Here is a 17,928-nt window from a genome sequence, read left to right on the forward strand (position 1 = left end):
GGAGTGTGCAGCGCCGCGGGGCGGTCGGTGTGGTGGTAGACGACCACGACCAGGTCGGGCAGCGCCGGTGCGGGGCTGGGCGCGCCGGGCGACACGCCGAGGGTGTACGCGCCGGCGGCGGCGGACAGGTACAGCGCGGCGCCGCACACTCCGGCGTCGGAGTCGTGGCGGCCGGGCCGGGCGAGGTCGCCGCGGTCGATGCCGTGTGCGGCGAGGAAGCGTTGTGCCAGGTCGGCGGGGTCGCCGCCGTCGCCGACGGACCAGTGCAGCCGGGCGGTCTCGACGAGCCGGCGGCGGCATCCGGGCGGGGCGCCGGGAGCATCGACCTCCACCTGTGGGAGCGCTTCCACGACGTCCGGGCCGTTACGGGTCATCCGTTCAGCCCATTCTGGGTAAACAAGACGCATCCTTGCTCGTTGCCGCTCAGTTTTCCTTGGTACTGTGCGTCACTGGTCATGTGAACCATGACACAGTGCCCCCACAGTCCGGAGAACCCGATGTGTCAGCACCAGCCCACCTGCCCCTCCGCCGACGCGACCGACCGCGAGGCCGCCCGCGTACTCGCCTGCTTCCCTGAGCAGGGCTGGAGCCTGCTCTGCAACGGTGTCATCGTCTTCGAGGACACCGGTGAGCTGCTCCCCGACGGGCGCACCATCGCCCCGCACCGGGGTCCGGCCCGCCACGCCCTCGTCGCCTGAGCGATCACGCAGCGTCAGTGAGCGTACGCGCCGGTCATGACCGTCCGGCGCACCGGCCGGGGCGGCGAGAGCCCACCGCCCCGGCGTCAGCCGCTCAGTCCTCGAACGCCTCCGGCGCGGGGCACGAGCAGACCAGGTTCCGGTCGCCGTACGCGCCGTCGATGCGCCGCACCGGAGGCCAGTACCGGCCCGCCCGGTCCTCACCCGCCGGGTAGGCGCCCACCGACCGCGGGTACGGGTGCGGCCACTCGTCGGCGGACACCATCGCCGCGGTGTGCGGCGCGTTGGACAGCGGGTTGTCCCCCGCCGGCCACTCCCCCGAGCCGACCTTGTCGATCTCCGCCCGGATCGCGATCATCGCGTCGCAGAAGCGGTCCAGCTCGGCCAGGTCCTCGCTCTCGGTCGGCTCCACCATCAGCGTCCCGGCCACCGGGAACGACATCGTCGGCGCGTGGAAGCCGTAGTCGATCAGCCGCTTCGCCACGTCGTCCACGCTCACACCGGTGGCCTTGGTCAACGGACGCAGGTCCAGGATGCACTCGTGCGCGACCAGGCCCTTGTTGCCGGCGTACAGCACCGGGAAATGCGACCGCAGCCGCGCCGCCACGTAGTTCGCCGCCAGGACCGCCACGCCGGTGGCCCGGGCCAGCCCGTCGGCGCCCATCATCCGCAGGTACGCCCACGGGATCGGCAGGATCCCCGCCGACCCGTGGTTCGCCGCCGAGATCGCCGGCCGCCCGTCGGCGCGCGCGCCGAGCGGGTCACCGGGCAGGAACGGCGCCAGGTGCGAGCGCACCGCCACCGGGCCCACACCCGGGCCGCCGCCGCCGTGCGGGATGCAGAACGTCTTGTGCAGGTTCAGGTGCGACACGTCCGCCCCGAACCGGCCCGGCTTGGCGAACCCGACCAGCGCGTTGAGGTTCGCGCCGTCGACGTACACCTGACCGCCGGCGTCGTGGACCTTCGCGCACAGCTGGGCGATGCCGGTCTCGTACACGCCGTGCGTCGACGGGTACGTCACCATGATCGCGGCGAGCGCGTCCCGGTGCTTGTCGATCTTCGCGTCGAGGTCGACCAGGTCGACGTTGCCGTCGGCGTCGCAGCCGACCACCACGACCCGCATGCCGGCCATGACGGCTGACGCGGCGTTGGTGCCGTGCGCCGACGACGGGATCAGGCACACGTCGCGGTGGCCCTCGCCGCGCTCCCGGTGGTAGCCGCGGATCGCCAGCAGCCCGGCCAGCTCACCCTGCGATCCGGCGTTCGGTTGCACGCTGACCGCGTCGTAGCCGGTCACCTCGGCCAGCCAGCCCTCCAGCTGCGCGATCAGCTCCCGGTATCCGCCGGTCTGCTCGTCCGGCGCGAACGGGTGCAGGTGCGCGAACTCCGGCCAGGTGATCGGTTCCATCTCGGTGGTGGCGTTGAGCTTCATCGTGCACGACCCCAGCGGGATCATGCCGCGGTCCAGCGCGTAGTCGAAGTCGGCCAGGCGGCGCAGGTAGCGCAGCATCGCCGTCTCCGAGTGGTGGCTGTGGAACACCGGGTGGGTGAGGAAGTCCGACGTGCGGGCCAGCCCGTCGGGCAGGGCCGCGTCGGTGTCGCCGTCGAACCCGTCGACGCCGAACGCCGCCCACACCGCCTGAAGGTGCGCGGACGTGGTGGTCTCGTCGCAGGAGATGCCGACCCGGTCGGCGTCGACCAGCCGCAGGTTCACGTTGCGCGCCGCGGCGGCGGCGACCACCTCGGCGGCCCGGCCCGGCACGGTCGCGGTGACGGTGTCGAAGAACGCGACGTCCGCGACCTGCACGCCCCCGGCGCGCAGCCCGGCCGCGAGCCGCGCCGCCGCCTCGTGGGTACGCCGGGCGATGGCGCGCAGCCCGTCCGGGCCGTGATAGACGGCGTACATGCCGGCCATCACCGCGAGGAGCACCTGGGCGGTGCAGATGTTGCTGGTCGCCTTCTCCCGGCGGATGTGCTGCTCACGGGTCTGCAACGCCAGCCGGTACGCCGGGTTGCCGTCGGCGTCACGGGACACCCCGACGAGGCGGCCGGGCAGCATCCGCTCCAGGCCCGAACGCACCGCCAGGTAACCGGCGTGCGGCCCACCGAAGCCCATCGGTACGCCGAACCGCTGGGTGGTGCCGGCGGCGATGTCGGCGCCGATCTCGCCCGGCGGGCGCAGCAGCGTCAACGCCAGCAGATCCGCCGCGACCGTCACCAGCGCGCCCACACCGTGCGCCGCGTCGACAAGCGCCCGGTGGTCGCGGACCGCACCGGAGGCGCGCGGGTACTGCAGGTGCAGGCCGAAGAACTCCGCCGGCAGCTCGTCACGCTCGACGTCGACCACGCGCACCTCGATGCCGAGCGGCTCGGCGCGGCTGGCGATCACCGCGACGGTCTGCGGCAACGCGTCGGCGTCGACCACGTACACCGGGCTCTTGCTCTTGGACGCGCGGCGGGCGAGCGTCATCGCCTCGGCCGCGGCGGTGCCCTCGTCGAGCATCGACGCGTTCGCGGTGGCCAGGGCGGTCAGGTCGGTGACCATGGTCTGGAAGTTCAGCAGCGCCTCCAGCCGGCCCTGGCTGATCTCCGGCTGGTACGGCGTGTACGCGGTGTACCAGGCGGGGTTCTCCAGCACGTTGCGGCGGATCACCGCCGGGGTGTGCGTGCCGTGGTAACCCAGGCCGATCATGGACACGGCGACGGTGTTGCGCGACGCGAGGGCGCGCAGCTCGGCGACAGCCTCCCGCTCACTGGCCGGGGCGGGCAGGTCCAGGGTGCCGTGCCAGCGGATCACCTCGGGGATCGCGGCGTCCATCAGCTCGTCGACGGAGCCGTAACCGACGGTGTCCAGCATCCGGCGTTCGTCGTCGCGGCCGGGGCCGATGTGCCGGTCGGCGAACTGCTCTGCGGTCATGCGCTGCGCTCCTTGGTGGGGCGAGGTCGACGGGTCGGCCTCCCCCTGAGTCGCGCTGACGCGCTCCACAGCGCCTGCCCACGTGGTCCTTTTGCCTGAGAGGTTCCGGGGAGAATCTGCCCCTTCGGCGCCGTCGGATCGACGGTCTCTCCCACGTGGGTGGTACCGGCACTTCCCACGCTACCAGCGGGCGTGTTTCCGGCTCATGTCCCGGGGGTTGATCACACCGGCGCCGGCGCCGCCGCCACCCGGTCGGCCAGCGCGCACAGCGTCGCGCCCAGCGGCGCGTCCAGGCGCAGCGCCGCGTACCCGTCGCCGCGGGTGACGCCCTGGTTGACGATCGCCACCGGGATGCCGTGGCGGGCCGCCCGCAGCACGAACCGCCGCCCCGACATCACCGTCAACGACGACCCGAGCACCAGCAGCGCCCGGGCCCGCTCGACGAGCGCGAAACAGTCCGCGACGCGGGGCGCGGGAACCGTCTCACCGAAGAACACCACGTCCGGTTTCAGCATGCCGGTGCCGCAGACCCCGCAGTCGACGGCGCGGAACCCGGTCACCGCCTCGTCGGGCAGGTCCACGTCGCCGTCGGGGTTGACACGCGCCACCCGCGCGTCGAAGCCCGGGTTCGCCTCGGACAGCCGCCGGTGCAGCTCGTCACGGCCGGTGGCGTTACCGCAGTCCAGGCACGTCACCTCGTCGAGGCGGCCGTGCAGCTCGATCACGCCGCTGGCGCCCGCGGCGGTGTGCAGCCCGTCGACGTTCTGGGTGATGATCCCGCCGAGCAGCCCGGCGTCCTGCAGCCGGGCCACCGCCCGGTGCCCGTCGTTGGGCGCCGCCCGGGCGATGGTCTGCCAGCCCAGGTGGCTGCGCGCCCAGTACCGCCGCCGGGCCAGCGGATCCCGGGTGAACTCCTGGTACGTCATCGGGGTGTGCCGGCGCGCCGCGCCACTGGGCCCCCGGTAGTCCGGAATGCCCGACTCGGTGGACAGGCCCGCGCCGCTGAGCACCACCACGTCACCGGCGGCCACCAGCCGCGTCAACTCCTCGAACGCCTCACTCACCCGTCCATGCTCCCTCGCCGGACCCCGCACCTCCCACCCGTACGGCGGTCGCGCGGCGGGGTGCGGCCAGGCGGGCTAGGTTGAGCCCATGCGCGTCGTCATCGCCGGAGGGCACGGAAAGATCGCCAAACTGCTGGAGCGGGAACTGGCCGGACGCGGAGACACCGCGCTCGGACTGATCCGCAACCCCGACCACGCCGCCGCGCTGCGCGCCGCCGGCGCCGAACCGGTCGTGTGTGACCTGGAACACACCGACGTCGACACCCTCGCCGCCCACCTGGCCGGCGCCGACGCGGTCGTGTTCGCCGCCGGCGCCGGACCCGGCAGCGGCGCCGCCCGCAAGGACACCGTCGACCGCGGCGCCGCCGTGCTGCTCGCCGACGCCGCCGTACGAGCCGGGGTACGCCGCTACCTGCTGGTCTCCTCCATGGGCGTGGACGCCGCCCCCGCCGAGGGCACCGACGACGTGTGGGCGGCGTACCTGCGGGCCAAGAAGGCCGCCGAGGACGACGTCGCCGCGCGGGACCTCGACGTGACGGTGCTGCGGCCCGGCCGCCTCACCGACGACGAACCCGCAGGCCGCATCACCCTGGCCCGGCACGTCGAACCCGGCGCGATCAGCCGCGCCGACGTGGCCCGGGTGCTGCTCGCCCTGCTGTACGCCCCGGCCACCGCCGGGCACACCCTGGAACTCGTCGGCGGAGACACCCCCATCGCCGACGCGATCGCAGCCGTCGCCGCCTGACACCCGCCGGCGCGTCCCGGCCCGCCGTGAACACGGGCCGGGACGCCGCTCAACGCTGGTGCCGCGACAACGCCGGCTGCGGCGCGGTCCCGCCGCCCTGCGGCAACTCCCGGGCGATCCGCTCCATCGTGCGCGACAACTGCTCACTACCATCGTCGAGGTGCCGGGCCGCCGCCTGCATGTGCGAGATCATCATCTCGCCGAAGATCCGCAGCGCCTCACGCGTCGCCACCGAGTCGTCGAAGCCGCTCCCGGCGGTACTGCGGTACTCCGTCACCGCCCGCTCGGCCTCCCGCTTCGCCTCCTCCGCCGCCGCCCGCATGTAACTCTCGTACTGGGTACGGGCGTACTCGGCGACCCGGCGCGCGTAGTCGTGGGCCTGCGCGATGATCTGCTCGGCCTCCCGCTGCGCCGCCGACAACAGGTTGACCTCCTTCGCCGCCGGCGCCACCGCCGCCTCCGTGCTCGGGATCACCCCGTGCCGGTGCAGCTCCAGATGGTCGTTGAGCCGCTCGTTCTCCGCCCGCAGGTTCGCCACCTGCGCCGCCAGCAGATCCAGCTCGTCGGCCACCTGCAACCGGAACCGGTCCACATCGGTCTGGTCGTAGCCGCGCCGCGTGAACGCCGCCGACCCGAACTCCCACCGCCGGACCCGGTCCGAGGTCAACCGCACCTGCACCGGACCGGACACCTGCTGCGCGTCGTAACTGCTGATCGGACCCGCGCTCACCGGCTCACCTCCGACTCGTCAGCCCCCGTCATCGTCCGCCACGCCGGGCCGTACCAGTGCTTGCCGTAACCCTCGTGGTGCACCTGGCCCGGCTGGAACCCGGCACCGGTCAACGCCGCCACCGAATGACCCACCATCTCGTCCGAGCCGCACACGTACACGTGCCGCGACCGCCAGTCCCCGTCGGCCAGCACCCGGTCGGCGATGCGCACCGACTCGCCCGGCCGGGCCGGATCCGCACCGGCCACGTACGACACCCGCAGCCACGGATGCGTCGCCGCCAGCTTGTCGATCGCCTCGCTGTCGTAGAACTCCGTCCGCGAACGGGCACCCACGTACAGGTCCACCCGCCGGCCCGAACCCTCCGCCGCGACCTGCTCCACCAGCGCCTTCACCGGCGCCCAGCCGGTCCCACCGGCCAGCAGCAGCAGATCCGACGACCCGGCCTGCCACAACGTCAACCGGTCGCCCACCGGCGACGCCAGGTGGATCTGGTCACCGGCCGCGCACCCGTACACCAGACGCGACGACACCACACCACCCGGCGCGGCCCGCACGTGCAGCTCCACCGTGCCGTCCGGACGCGGCGCGTTCGCCGGCGAGTAGTACCGCCACGACCGCACCGCAGGATGCGACACCCCGATCGACTGGCCGGGCGTGAACGGCAACAGATACTGCGGGCGTACGGTCAGCACCGCCACGTCGAACGTGCGCTGCTCGTGGGTCAGCACCTCCGCCACCCACCACGGCGGCGACTTCGACTCCGCGGCCTGCGCACCCTCGGTCATCACCTGCGCGGCGAGCCCGTACGCGGCGGCCCAGTCGGCCGCCAGCTCCTCGGTCCACGCCTCACCGCAGAAGTGCCGCAACGTCGCCAGCAGCGCCTCACCGACCGCCGGGTAGTGCTCGGCGCGCACCGCGAACTTCCGGTGATCCGCGCCGAGGTCCCGCAGGAACCCGACCAGCCGGTCCACCTGGTCCACGTGGGACACCACATGCCCCAGCGCGGCCACCAGACGGTCCCGCTGCCCGGCCATGTTCGTGGGGAACATCTGCCGGGTCTCCGGATGCGCCAGGAACAGCGTCGAATAGAAGTAGAGCGGCACCTGGTCGCCGTGCGCGGCGACCAGGGACCAGCTCTGCTTGAGCCGTGCGACGTCCACGCTCAGGCGTCCCCCGCCGACACGACCTGCTCCCGCACCTGCCCGAGCACGACCTGCACATCGGCGATCACGTCCGCGGGCACGCCCAGCTCCACCAGCGTCGCGGTCAGATGCTCACCGACCTTCGCGTAGTGCTCACCGGTGATGTTCAGCGGCTGGTGCGCCTCCTCCAGGCCACGGCCCGCGTACTCGTTGGGACCGCCGAGCACGACCGCCAGCATCAGCGCCAGGTGCCGCCGCTGCTCCACCATGTCCACGTCGGCGAAGTAGCCGGCCAGATCCGGATCGGCCAGCACCTTGTCGTAGAACAGCTCCACCGCGGCCTTCACCGCGGCCGCGCCGCCGATGCGCTCGTAGTGGGAGATCGGGGTGGTCTCGCTCGTCACCGTCATGCTCGGTCCTTCCACAAGGGGTCCGCGGGCAGCGCCGCGGCAGGGGCTCGCCGTCCGGCGCGGCGTCACACAGCGTTCCGCCGTGACCTCGACACGCCGACGACCGGAACGGACCATAGCGCGCCCGCAACGACACTTCACGCCGACCCTGTCCTGATCCCGAGAACTGTCAATCACGGACAGTCAACAACGCGACCCGAGTCGGTGGACGCACCGCGGCCGGTCACACACAGGCCGTCAACACACACGACGTACCGTCCTTTTCGGACATCACGCGCACACATGCCGTGACCTGCGCCGACCCTCACCCGGCCCGGTCCACACCGTCCGATCACCTCAGCCCACAGGCGAGGACCACACCCCGTCACCAAAACACGAATCGCGCCACACCCTTTTTCGGGCGCGGCGCGATCCCGTCAACGAGACGCGACGCAGGTCACCCGGCCCGGCGCCGCGCCCGGCGCGCCGCCAGCTCGTCACCCACCGACTCCGAGTCCGACTCCGGCTCCACCACCGGCACGGCCGGCTCCTGCCCACCCACCGGCTCCGCCGGCAGATGCGACAACGAACCCTGGATCTCCTTGAACGCACCACCGATCGCGATGCCGAACACCCCCTGGCCGCCCTGCAACAGGTCGACCACCTCCTCCGGCGACCGGCACTCGTACACGGTCGTCCCGTCGGAGATCAACGTGATGCCCGCCAGATCGTCCACCCCACGCGACCGCAACGCCTCGATCGCCTTGCGGATGTTCTGCAACGACACCCCGGCGTCCAGCAGCCGCTTCACGACCTTCAACACCACCAGGTCGCGGAACGAGTACAACCGCGACGTCCCCGAACCCGACGCGTCGCGCACACTCGGCACCACCAGCGCCGTACGCGCCCAGTAGTCCAACTGCCGGTAACTGATCCCCACCGCCGAACACGCGGTCACACCCCGGTAGCCGACCTCGCCGTCACCGGCCGGATCGGCCCCCACACCCGCCTGCTGTTCCGCACCCGGACCAGGATCCCGTGGCTCGTGCATCCGGACCAACCTCCCCGCGCCCGTGGCGGTGCCGCGCCGACTCCCCGTACGCGCACCCCTCGACACGGCAACCCTAGCGCCGCCCCCCGGACTTCACCCGCAGAAGACACCGCGACACGCCGCGCCACCACCCGGCAACAAAAACACACGGCGGCCGGCCGCCACCTGCCGTGACAACCACCGCCGCGCCGACCCCGGCCACCCGGCCGGGACACCTCAACCCGCGAAGTCCTCCGGACGCACCTGCTCCAGGAACTCCCGGAACTTCTCCACCTCGTCCTCCTGCTCGTCCGGGATCACGATCCCCGCCTCACTGAGGACCTGCTCCGCACAACGAATCGGAGCACCCACCCGCAACGCCAACGCGATGGAGTCACTCGGCCGCGCCGACACCCGCACACCGTCACCGAGGAGCAGATCCGCGTAGAACACGTTCTCCTTCAACTCGGTGATCTCCACCGCCCGCAACGGCGCCTGCAACGCCGTCAGCACATCCCGCAGAAGATCGTGCGTCAACGGCCGGGCCGGCTTGACCCCCTGCTGCTCGTAAGCGATCGCCGTCGCCTCGACCGCGCCGATCCAGATCGGCAGATAGCGGTCCCCCTCGACCTCCCGCAGCAGGACGATCGGCTGGTTGCTCGGCAACTCCACCCGAACTCCGACCACGCTCAGCTCGCGCACCGCCGCCTCCGTGTCGTCGTCACCATGCACCGCGCCCTTCCCTGCACGGTACACGGACCAGGACACGGGAGTCCCACGCGCTACGTGCACCACGCCTCGCCGGACGGGCATACCCCGGCAAGCCTACGACACGCTCCGCCGACCAGATCTTTCCGCGCCCACCCACGACGAGGGGCCGGGCGCACACCGCACCCGGCCCCTCGCACCGACCTCACCGGCCCAACGTCGACCGCAGCCCCACCCGCACCAACGCCGCGTGCAACCGCTGCGACAACGCCAGCAACTCCCGCGCCGTCTCCGCCGCCCGGGCCCGCGCCGCCGGATCGCTCTGCCGCGCCAACGGCGCCACCAACTGCGCGAACAACCCGACCTCACGATCCGCCGCCGACCGGTACGCCCGCAGATGCCGAGGCTCCAGCCCGTACGCCGCCAGACCCGCCACCGCACTCGCGATGATCAACGCGTCCGCGTCGTACCACCCCGGCGGATCCGACACCAGCACACCCAGCCGCTCCAACTCCGCGAGCGTCGACTCGTCCACACCACTACGAGCGATCAGACCCGCCCGGTCCAGCCGCACCTCCGACGACTCGACCGACTCCGCCGGCTCCCGGCCCGGAACCTCACCACCCGGACCCACAGCCACCAGATTCGGCCGCCCCCGCCCCGGCGACGGACCAGACCCGTCCCACTGGGCCAACTGCTCCCGGATCACCCGCAACGGCAGGTACTGATCCCGCTGCGCGGTCAACACGAACCGCAACCGCGCCACATCGTCCCAGCCGTACTTCCGATAACCCGCCGGCGTCCGCTGCGGCTCCACCAGGCCCTCGGCCTCCAGGAACCGCAACTTCGAGATCGTGACGTCCGGAAACTCCGGCCGCAACTGCGCCAGCACCTCGCCGATACTCATCAGCGCAGGCGCCCGCGCCGCCCCGGACGGCGTCGAAGCCGCAGGCTCGTTCACCCCCGGCCGGCCTCCTCCTCCGGGCGCGGACCGGCGATGAACACCACCCGGAACTTGCCGATCTGCACCTCGTCACCGTTGCTCAGCGTCGCCGCCTCGACCCGCTCACGATTCACATACGTGCCGTTCAGGCTGCCCACATCCCGCACCGTGAACGTCCCACCGTCACGGTGGAACTCCGCGTGCCGACGCGACACCGTCACGTCGTCCAGGAAGATGTCACTGTCCGGGTGCCGCCCACTCGTCGTCACATCGTGGTCCAACAGGAACCGGGCACCCGCATTCGGACCCCGGCGAACCACCAGCAACGCCATACCCGGCGGCAACGAGCCGGACATCCGGCTCGGCACCACATCGGTGTCCGGGCCCTCCAGCACTTCGTCGAGCGAGCCGAGATTGAGCGTCGAAGTGACGTCGAGCGGGGGGAACTCGTCGTCTGGGCGCGTCATGGGACCACCTCACGGATCTGTTCGGTCGGCGTCAGGGAATGGCGGGTCTGGCCGCCGGGCAACACCACACCCGGCGGCTGGCTCCCCGTGCCCGGGAAGGCGCATTCCGCAACGCTCAAACTATTGGTTCTCGGTCGACTGGGCGAGCCTAGCCAGCGCCGAAATGCAGGGCAACCGGACGCGCGGAACCTCGCCGCCGCCCGGAACAGCACGAACTCAGCTCTCGGTGAGCTCGCGGTACGCATCGGCGGTCAGCAGACCCTCGACCGCCGCCGGATCGTCCGGAGTGATCTCCACCAACCACCCCGCACCGTACGGATCCGTGTTGATCACCTCAGGGGTGTCGGCCAACGCCTCGTTGCGCGCCGCCACCGTGCCGCTCAACGGCGCGTAGATCTCCGACACGCTCTTCGTCGACTCGATCTCGCCCAGCGACTCACCCGCCGCCACCACCGCACCCGGCTCCGGCAGCTGAACGAACACGATGTCACCCAGGGCGTCCTGCGCGAAGTGCGTGATACCGACGCGGACGACACCACCGTCACCACCGACCACCCACTCGTGCTCGGCGGTGTACCGCAGATCCTCAGGAATCACCAACTGCGTCCTTCGTCATCGGTGCACCGGAGAAACCGGCGCGGCCGCGACCGGTCACGAGACCGGCCGGGCGTGGTCCAGCTTGATCGGCGCGTGCAGCTGCGAAACCTCCACAACCTCACGATCCTCGGAGGTCACGTTACCGCCGCCGTCCCGCACCGATGCGACCACCCCGCCGGGAATGTTCAACGCCGTACGCATCGTCGCCGGATCACCGATCACCATGATCGTGAACGGACCCGTCAACCGCCGCCCGTCCACCACCAGCGCACCGTCGGGCCCGTCCACGAAATACGTCGACGCGATGATCCGCGCCGCCGTACCGTCCGTGCCCTGGATCTGCATCGCCTCCGCGCCCGCACCCCGCAGCTCCTGCACCGCGTCCAGGATCCGCGTCGACGACACCGCCTTCGCCGGCCCCGAGAACCGCACCTCAAGACCCGGACCCACCGCCGGCAACGTACCCGCCAGGATGCCCAGCTCGTCCGCCCGCCGCGTCGCCTCCTCCAGCGCCGCCTGCCGGCCCTGCTCACCCGACCGCAGCTGCCGCTGGCTCTCCTCCAGCAACTCGATCTCCTGGCGCAGCCGCCGCTCCCGCGAATCCAGATCCGACGAGATCCGCACCAGGTCCTCCTCCCGCGTCGCCGCGAGCGTCGGATCCGTCGACGTCGTCTTGAACTGCACCACCAGCGTGAAACCCAGCAACGCCAGCAACACCGCGATCATCGCGCCCGCCGACGAGAACCGCCGCGCCGCCGACGGCGCACCGGCACCGGCCGCCGCACCCGGCTCCGGCTCGGACTCCGGCACCGCCTCCCGCTCCGCGGGCTCCGCCGCCTCGTCCGGCACCGGCTCCACCGGCGCCAACGGGCTCAACTCGTCCGGATCGGGCGCGTCCGGGCGCGGATCCGGCTCACCCGCCGGACCCGACGGCCGCGCCGGCTCCCCCGGCCGCGGCCACCCGGTACCCGTCTCCCTGTGTTCCTCGCTCATCGCCACAAACCTACGCCCGGAACAGGTGCCGGCGGATCGCCGCCACATTTCCGAAGATGCGCACCCCGAGCACGACCACCACACCGGTCGACAACTGACCGCCCACGCCCAACTGGTCACCCAGGTACACGATCAGACCCGCCACCAGCACGTTCGAGATGAACGACACCACGAACTGCTTGTCGTCGAAGATCCGGTCCAGCTTCGCCCGCACCCCACCGAACACCGCGTCCAACGCGGCCACCACAGCGATCGGCAGATACGGCTGCAACGCCGCTGGCACCGTGGGGTCCAGATACACCCCGAGCACCACACCGGCGAGCAACGCCAGCACCGCGATCATCGGCCACCTCCCGAAGGGCTGGAAGAACCACCCGGGCCGGACGACCCGGGACTCGACGAACCGGCGCCACCCGAACCCGACGGGCGCGCGCTCGCGCTCGGACCCGGGCTCGCCGGAGGCTCGGCGTAGCGTAGCCGCGGCTGCGGCGCCGCCGGCAAGGTGAGGTCGTCGACCCGCTTCACCCCGAACGACAGACCCGTCGTCCGCGCCACCTCACGCATCAACGCCGCCGCCCGGCTCTCGTCGAACCGGTCCCGCATCGACCTCGGCCCGATCGCCTGCACCTCGTACGGGCCCGTCACCGGCCGGTAGTCCACCAGGATCGCCTCACCCGCCGAACGGATCGTCGACGTCGCCGTCAACCGCTGCCCGTTCACCGCCACCGCCTCGGCGCCCGCCGCCCACAACGCGTTCGCGACCTTCTGCAGATCCGAATACAGCACCCGGGACGGGCCCGCGTCCCCGCCGGTCACCCCGTCCTGGTCCGCCGCCGCGTCGGCCAGCCGCACCACCACGCCGTCCCCCCGCACCCGGGCCAGGCCGGTGCCCGCCTCCAGCGTGCGCAACCGGGACGCCTGCGAACCGCTCAACGCCGCGTCCCGCTGCCGGCCGACCTCCTCACGCAACTGCTCGGCGCGCTCGGTCAACCGGTCGGTCTCCGCCTCCCGCCCCTTGATCTCGGCGACCAGACCCGCCCGCGCCGTCGCGCGGCTCGGCTCCTCCGCCACCGTCTCCCGGTACGCCACCGCGAACAGGAAACCGATCAGCGCCAGCACCACCAGGCTCACCGGCCGGCCCAGCACCTCCCGCAGCCGCGACATGGAGCCCGCCGCCCGGCGCGCCGCCGCGTCCCCGTACCCCGGGTCCAGCGGATTGCGGAACAGCTCGGTCAGGAAATCCGGGGCGTACACCCGGGTCGACGGGTCGCGTTCCTTGTCCCCGTCCCGTGACGGCGTCGTCATGCCGCCGCCTCCGTACGCCGCGCCCGCATGGCCCGCACGAGGTGGCTCGCCTGCACCACGTACATCGCGCCGGCGACCCAGTAGAGGACCAGGCCCCACCAGGCCAGGCCCCAGCCGATCGCGCCTGCGGCGGTGCCGGCGTCCGGCACCGCGTCGGCCAGCAGCAGGATGGGGAACGCCGCCAGGAGCAGGAACGTCGCGGTCTTGCCCACGTAGTGCACCGGCGGCGGGCCGTAGCCGTACCGGCGCAGCACCCCGAGGGACACCAGCAGGAGCAGCTCCCGGGCCAGCAGCGCGCCGGTGAACTGCCAGGGCACCACCTCGCGGGCGGTGAACGCGAGCAGCGTGGCGAGGATGTAGAGGCGGTCGGCCAGCGGGTCGAGCAGCTCCCCGAGCCGGCTCACCTGGCCCAGGCGGCGGGCGATCCAGCCGTCCACCCAGTCGCTGGTGCCGCCCACGGCGAGCACCGCGATGGCGGCGACGTCGGCCCGCACCACGAGGAACAGGTAGAGGAAGATCGGTACGCCGACGAGCCGGACGAAACTGATCAGGTTGGGCAGCGTGAGGACGCGGTCTCCCACGACCGTGGCGGTCTCGGAATCCGGTTGCTCCGCTGGAGCCGGCCGACGCGACACCGAACCCTCCCTTCGCAGCACGGTCCGGCAGCCGGATGAACGGCCGCTGGAGGGACGTGCGCGTTGCCGGCCGGTCAGACGCCGGCGCCCTCTGTGATCCCGGGCTGGGACCTCCCCGACGCGGCCCGCCCTCGTGGTGATCACGGGCCGCCCAGTTGCGCTGCCACTATATCGGGCTCGCCGCTCTCCCCCGGTGGCCCGCTGCGTCGTTGCTCAATGGTGTCACGGTGGTGACCGTCACAACCGCTATGGCATCCTAGGACACTAGTTGAGCGGTGGGACGCAGGGCGGACATCGGTGCGAGGGGTCAGGCGGTACGGGCGGTCGAGTCCGAGCCGGCCTGCGGGGCGGTGGCCGCCGCGGCCTTGCTGAACGCCACCAGCGCCAGCAGCAGCTCGTGCTGCACCCGGTTGGGCATCCGGTCGAGCACGGCCTGCACCGCCCGGTGCCGTCTCTCCTGGAGGTCGCGCAGCAGCGTGTCGGCGGCAGCGGTCGGGATCAGCCGCACCTCCCGCCGGTCGCGCGGGTCCGCCACCCGGCGCAGCAGGCCGACCGCCTCCAGACGGTCGCACAACCGGCTCGCCGACGAGGGGACCACGTCCAGCAGCTCGGCCAGCCGGTTCACGTTGGTGTCCGGATGCGACACGATCAGCGACAGCACCCGCAGCTGGGTGGGCGAGACGCCGACGGTGTGCCGGGACGTCGCCGAGTCGAGCACACCGATGAGCGCCTCCGCAGCCGATTCGATGGCCGCGGCAAGATTCGGAGGTCGCTCCACTCGCCGTCCCCTGCGATCGTCCCGCTCGTGTTCGCTCCGCAGCCCCGGTCACTGCCCCGTCACGTCGTCGGACCGGCTGGGGCCGCGCCAGTCCAGGCAGACGACGACCGCGTCGTCGCGGAGATCCGCGTCGGCATGGTACGCGTGCAGTTCGCGCATCACCGTACCAACTGCCTCGGTCGCCGGCTGCAGCCGAGTCGACCGCATCGCACGCGCCATCGCCCGGACGCCGTACGGCTCCTGCTCGTCGGGCTCCGCCGCGTACACCCCGTCGCTGACGACGAAGAGGCGATCGCCCGGCTCCAGAGTGAACTCCTGCACGTCGTAGCGCGTCTCGGCGAACATGCCCAGCGGCAGCTGCTGCTCCAGCGCGATCGGCGTGACGCGGCCCCCACGCAGCCGCAGCAGTTGCGGTGAGCCGGCGTCGACCACGCGCATCACGCCGCGGCGGCTGTCCAGCTCCAGCAGGAGCGTGGCCACGTGCCGGTCGCCCCGGTGCTGGTAGTAGATGGTGTCCGAGGCCAGCTCCGCCTGCTCCACCAGGCTGCCGCCCGAACGCCTGGCGTTGCGCATGGCGTTCACCGTCATCGCCGTGAGCATCGACGCGGCCAGCCCGCTGCCGGTGCCGTTGAGCACGGTGAGGGTGAGCCGGTCGCCGTCCACCGACCAGTCGAAGTGGTCACCGCCCACGGTGTACGCCGGTTCGAGCTGCCCGGCGAGCAGCGCGTCACCGAGCCGTACGCTGCGCCCCGGCAGCAGGTCCCACTGCATCTCGGCAGCCATGCTCAGCCGCTCCCGCCGCCGGGCGCGCCGGTAGCGGTCGGTCTCCCGGTCGGCCGCCCGGATCGCCACTGCCAGTTCCCCGGCGGCGTCGCGCGCGGCCTCCACAGTGGCCGCGTCCGGGTCGCCGGGCAGCTCCACCATCAGCACGCCGAGCCGCTCCCCCCACACCGACAGCGGCAGGTAGGCGCGGCAGCGGCCGTCCTCGACGATGTCCAGCACCGGCTCCTGGCTGCTGAAGCAGCGCTGCGCGACGCTGTGGGCCAGCAGCGGGCCGCCGTCGGGCACGTCCGGGTCGAGCACCGGCCAGAGTCCGCTGGCGCGGTAGTCGGCGACGAACACCTCCGCCCGCGCGGCCCCGAGCGTCTGGCGCAGCACCGCGTCCGCGGTCTCCGCCAGTTGGTCGGGTGGCGCCGTGCGCAGGGCACGTGACACCGATCCGGACGCCTCCGGCATGCTCATCCTCCGATGACGACTATTGCTACAGGGCAAACATCATACGAAGGCCGCCAGACGACGAACGCCCCGCCTCGGCCGGGCGTGACGGGACCGGCTCAGCCGGCCGTGCGGAACGCCAGCGCGCCGTGGAACGCGTCCGGCACCGGCTCGGGCTCACCGGCCGGCCGCCACCGCGCCACCGGCACGATGCCGTCGCCGGTCGGCTGCCAGCGGCCCAGCAGCGGCGCGAACCGCTCGGGCGCCCGCATCCGGAACGCCGGGCCCATCATGGCCAGCGCCTCGGGGTGCCCGGCCAGCTCCTCGGTGTCGAAGTCGATCGCCAGCCGGCTGCCCGGCGCCACCGCCTGGTACAGCTCGTCGAGCGTACGGGCGAGCGTGTCGTCGTCCAGGAACGCCGCCAGCCCGAGGAAGACCACACCCACCGGCCGTCTTCCCCAGCCCGGCACGAACCGGTGCAGCTGCGCCCGGTCGACGGTCCCGATGTCGGTGGCGTCGCCGTAGCCGTACCCGGCCCGGTCGCTGCCGGCGAGCAGGCTCCGGCCCAGGCGGACCGTCTCCGGGTCCACGTCGGTGTAGAGCACTGTCGCCTCCGGTGCGACCTCGTGCACGTTGCCGCAGGTGGGCACACCCGCGCCGAAGACCAGGAAGCCGTCGATCCCGTCGGCGGCCATCGCCTGCACGGTGCGGCCGAGGAAACCACGCAGCGACCGGAAGATCGCCGCGCAGGGCCCGTACGCCGCCTCGAAAGCGGCGGCCGCGGCGACGTCCACCGGACGGTGGTGCCGGCCGCCGAGCCAGTAGTCGATCATGCGGGCGGTGCTCGGTCCGTCCGGCTGATCCATCGACGGGGCTCCCTCCCCTGGGCGCTGCACGCCAGCGTACCCACCGGGCGACCCCGGCGGTATCGCCCCGGGCCGCCCACCCGGGCCGCGATACTGGCCGCGGGGGCGCCGGCCACGAGGAGGTACGGGTGAACTCGGCGAACGGGGCCGCGGTGGTGGTCGGGGTGGACGGCTCCGAACCCGCGACACGGGCGGTGCGTCTGGCGGCCCGGGAGGCGCGGCGGCGCAACCGCCCGCTGCGGGTGGTGCACGGTTTCATCTGGCCGCTGCTGCGCGTACCGGTCTCCGCGCCGGCCGGGTCACCACCCGGTGCCGGGTTGCGCAACCAGGCCGAGCAACTGGTCTCCGACGCGGTCGCGGCGGCCGAGGCGGAGTCGCCCGGCCTGCGCATCACCGGCGAGATCATCGACGGGGAGGCCGCCGCGGTGCTGCTCGGCGAGTCCCCCACCGCCGCCCTGATCGTCCTCGGCGACCGGGGACTGGGCGGATTCGCCGCGCTCGTGGTCGGGTCGGTCGCGGTGCAGGTCGCCTCGTACGCCGACTGCCCGGTGCTGATCGCGCGCGGCACCGCCCGCGCGGACGGCCCGGTCGTGGTCGGCGTGGACGGCTCCACGCCGTCGCGCGCCGCCGTCGAGTTCGCCGCCGAGACCGCGTCCGCATGGGGCGCGCCGCTGCACGTGGTGCACGCCCGCCCCGCAGCGGG

20 protein-coding genes, 1 pseudogene and 1 riboswitch are annotated in these 17,928 nt (G+C 72.6%); of the genes and pseudogenes, 3 read left to right on the forward strand and 18 right to left on the reverse strand.

The features are described 5' to 3' along the window. Positions 1-374, reverse strand: a pseudogene (locus tag ABD52_RS30085) (anthranilate synthase component I family protein); the annotation flags it as partial. Between the two features lie 123 nt (positions 375-497). On the opposite strand from ABD52_RS30085, the gene ABD52_RS30090 reads away from it, so the two are divergent. After that, on the forward strand, positions 498-698 hold the full coding sequence (locus tag ABD52_RS30090) for a DUF5999 family protein (RefSeq protein WP_013286363.1): 201 nt from the start codon (positions 498-500) through the stop codon (positions 696-698). Between the two features lie 94 nt (positions 699-792). On the opposite strand, the gene gcvP is transcribed toward ABD52_RS30090, so the two are convergent. Both gcvP and ABD52_RS30100 read right to left on the reverse strand, forming a co-directional pair. Beyond that, on the reverse strand, positions 793-3,615 hold the full coding sequence (gcvP, locus tag ABD52_RS30095) for an aminomethyl-transferring glycine dehydrogenase (RefSeq protein WP_047893992.1): 2,823 nt from the start codon (positions 3,613-3,615) through the stop codon (positions 793-795). Between the two features lie 73 nt (positions 3,616-3,688). Further along, a riboswitch (glycine riboswitch) is annotated at positions 3,689-3,779 on the reverse strand. A 57-nt stretch (positions 3,780-3,836) separates the two neighbouring features. Beyond that, positions 3,837-4,679: an NAD-dependent protein deacetylase gene (locus ABD52_RS30100; RefSeq protein WP_047893993.1), complete on the reverse strand. Its 843-nt coding sequence runs from the start codon at positions 4,677-4,679 to the stop codon at positions 3,837-3,839. A gap of 88 nt (positions 4,680-4,767) precedes the next feature. On the opposite strand from ABD52_RS30100, the gene ABD52_RS30105 reads away from it, so the two are divergent. Then, on the forward strand, positions 4,768-5,424 hold the full coding sequence (locus tag ABD52_RS30105; RefSeq protein ID WP_047893994.1) for an NAD(P)H-binding protein: 657 nt from the start codon (positions 4,768-4,770) through the stop codon (positions 5,422-5,424). Between the two features lie 49 nt (positions 5,425-5,473). On the opposite strand, the gene ABD52_RS30110 is transcribed toward ABD52_RS30105, so the two are convergent. The 15 genes from ABD52_RS30110 to ABD52_RS30180 form a co-directional block, all read right to left on the reverse strand. Next, the gene (locus ABD52_RS30110) at positions 5,474-6,154 is read right to left on the reverse strand and encodes a DivIVA domain-containing protein (RefSeq protein WP_013286367.1); all 681 of its coding nucleotides are present in this window, start codon (positions 6,152-6,154) and stop codon (positions 5,474-5,476) included. Continuing rightward, positions 6,151-7,317 carry a globin domain-containing protein gene (locus tag ABD52_RS30115; RefSeq protein WP_047893995.1) on the reverse strand — a complete coding sequence of 389 codons (1,167 nt, stop codon included), beginning with the start codon at positions 7,315-7,317 and terminating at the stop codon, positions 6,151-6,153. The genes ABD52_RS30110 and ABD52_RS30115 overlap by 4 nt, the downstream gene beginning before the upstream one ends. A 2-nt stretch (positions 7,318-7,319) precedes the next feature. Continuing rightward, positions 7,320-7,709: a group 1 truncated hemoglobin gene (locus tag ABD52_RS30120; protein ID WP_013286369.1), complete on the reverse strand. Its 390-nt coding sequence runs from the start codon at positions 7,707-7,709 to the stop codon at positions 7,320-7,322. A gap of 436 nt (positions 7,710-8,145) precedes the next feature. Continuing rightward, entirely contained in the window at positions 8,146-8,739 is a 594-nt protein-coding gene (locus ABD52_RS30125) for a MerR family transcriptional regulator (protein WP_013286370.1), read from the reverse strand. A 216-nt stretch (positions 8,740-8,955) separates the two neighbouring features. Further along, a complete protein-coding gene (locus ABD52_RS30130; RefSeq protein WP_036311069.1) occupies positions 8,956-9,420 on the reverse strand; it encodes a bifunctional nuclease family protein in 465 nt (154 codons plus the stop codon). 211 nt (positions 9,421-9,631) lie between these two features. Next, on the reverse strand, positions 9,632-10,333 hold the full coding sequence (locus ABD52_RS30135; RefSeq protein ID WP_200905261.1) for a MerR family transcriptional regulator: 702 nt from the start codon (positions 10,331-10,333) through the stop codon (positions 9,632-9,634). 50 nt (positions 10,334-10,383) lie between these two features. Next, positions 10,384-10,836 carry an FHA domain-containing protein gene (locus ABD52_RS30140; protein WP_007071101.1) on the reverse strand — a complete coding sequence of 151 codons (453 nt, stop codon included), beginning with the start codon at positions 10,834-10,836 and terminating at the stop codon, positions 10,384-10,386. A 216-nt stretch (positions 10,837-11,052) separates the two neighbouring features. Further along, positions 11,053-11,433 (reverse strand): glycine cleavage system protein GcvH, encoded by a 381-nt coding sequence (gene gcvH / locus ABD52_RS30145; protein WP_013286373.1) that lies wholly within the window; start codon positions 11,431-11,433, stop codon positions 11,053-11,055. Between the two features lie 54 nt (positions 11,434-11,487). Next, the gene (locus tag ABD52_RS30150; RefSeq protein WP_013286374.1) at positions 11,488-12,426 is read right to left on the reverse strand and encodes a DUF881 domain-containing protein; all 939 of its coding nucleotides are present in this window, start codon (positions 12,424-12,426) and stop codon (positions 11,488-11,490) included. Positions 12,427-12,436: 10 nt separating this feature from the next. Continuing rightward, positions 12,437-12,769, reverse strand: coding sequence for a small basic family protein (locus tag ABD52_RS30155; RefSeq protein WP_007071104.1), 333 nt, complete (start codon positions 12,767-12,769; stop codon positions 12,437-12,439). Further along, a complete protein-coding gene (locus tag ABD52_RS30160; RefSeq protein WP_047893997.1) occupies positions 12,766-13,731 on the reverse strand; it encodes a DUF881 domain-containing protein in 966 nt (321 codons plus the stop codon). Before ABD52_RS30160 ends, ABD52_RS30155 begins: the two co-directional genes overlap by 4 nt. Next, positions 13,728-14,312 carry a CDP-alcohol phosphatidyltransferase family protein gene (locus ABD52_RS30165; protein ID WP_200905262.1) on the reverse strand — a complete coding sequence of 195 codons (585 nt, stop codon included), beginning with the start codon at positions 14,310-14,312 and terminating at the stop codon, positions 13,728-13,730. The genes ABD52_RS30160 and ABD52_RS30165 overlap by 4 nt, the downstream gene beginning before the upstream one ends. A 361-nt stretch (positions 14,313-14,673) precedes the next feature. Beyond that, entirely contained in the window at positions 14,674-15,144 is a 471-nt protein-coding gene (locus ABD52_RS30170; RefSeq protein ID WP_047893999.1) for a MarR family transcriptional regulator, read from the reverse strand. A gap of 48 nt (positions 15,145-15,192) precedes the next feature. Further along, positions 15,193-16,380, reverse strand: a complete 1,188-nt coding sequence (locus tag ABD52_RS30175) for a PP2C family protein-serine/threonine phosphatase (RefSeq protein WP_030272213.1) — start codon at positions 16,378-16,380, stop codon at positions 15,193-15,195. Positions 16,381-16,478: 98 nt separating this feature from the next. After that, positions 16,479-17,225, reverse strand: a complete 747-nt coding sequence (locus tag ABD52_RS30180; protein ID WP_013286379.1) for an SAM-dependent methyltransferase — start codon at positions 17,223-17,225, stop codon at positions 16,479-16,481. Between the two features lie 128 nt (positions 17,226-17,353). Here ABD52_RS30180 and ABD52_RS30185 point away from each other — a divergent pair. Beyond that, positions 17,354-17,928: universal stress protein (locus ABD52_RS30185; protein ID WP_047894000.1), on the forward strand; the 575-nt coding region annotated here is incomplete at its 3' end.

The sequence above is a fragment of the Micromonospora sp. RV43 genome (assembly GCF_001029515.1).
In the GTDB taxonomy this organism is placed as follows: domain Bacteria; phylum Actinomycetota; class Actinomycetes; order Mycobacteriales; family Micromonosporaceae; genus Micromonospora; species Micromonospora aurantiaca.

Excerpts from the sequence above, each read along its gene's own strand:
- ABD52_RS30090 (WP_013286363.1), top strand. The coding sequence starts at position 498 with ATGTGTCAGCACCAGCCCACCTGCCCCTCCGCCGACGCGACCGACCGC.
- gcvP (WP_047893992.1), bottom strand. The coding sequence starts at position 3,615 with ATGACCGCAGAGCAGTTCGCCGACCGGCACATCGGCCCCGGCCGCGAC.
- ABD52_RS30105 (WP_047893994.1), top strand. The coding sequence starts at position 4,768 with ATGCGCGTCGTCATCGCCGGAGGGCACGGAAAGATCGCCAAACTGCTG.
- ABD52_RS30120 (WP_013286369.1), bottom strand. The coding sequence starts at position 7,709 with ATGACGGTGACGAGCGAGACCACCCCGATCTCCCACTACGAGCGCATC.
- ABD52_RS30125 (WP_013286370.1), bottom strand. The coding sequence starts at position 8,739 with ATGCACGAGCCACGGGATCCTGGTCCGGGTGCGGAACAGCAGGCGGGT.
- ABD52_RS30135 (WP_200905261.1), bottom strand. The coding sequence starts at position 10,333 with ATGAGTATCGGCGAGGTGCTGGCGCAGTTGCGGCCGGAGTTTCCGGAC.
- ABD52_RS30140 (WP_007071101.1), bottom strand. The coding sequence starts at position 10,836 with ATGACGCGCCCAGACGACGAGTTCCCCCCGCTCGACGTCACTTCGACG.
- ABD52_RS30150 (WP_013286374.1), bottom strand. The coding sequence starts at position 12,426 with ATGAGCGAGGAACACAGGGAGACGGGTACCGGGTGGCCGCGGCCGGGG.
- ABD52_RS30155 (WP_007071104.1), bottom strand. The coding sequence starts at position 12,769 with ATGATCGCGGTGCTGGCGTTGCTCGCCGGTGTGGTGCTCGGGGTGTAT.
- ABD52_RS30160 (WP_047893997.1), bottom strand. The coding sequence starts at position 13,731 with ATGACGACGCCGTCACGGGACGGGGACAAGGAACGCGACCCGTCGACC.
- ABD52_RS30175 (WP_030272213.1), bottom strand. The coding sequence starts at position 16,380 with ATGCCGGAGGCGTCCGGATCGGTGTCACGTGCCCTGCGCACGGCGCCA.
- ABD52_RS30180 (WP_013286379.1), bottom strand. The coding sequence starts at position 17,225 with ATGGATCAGCCGGACGGACCGAGCACCGCCCGCATGATCGACTACTGG.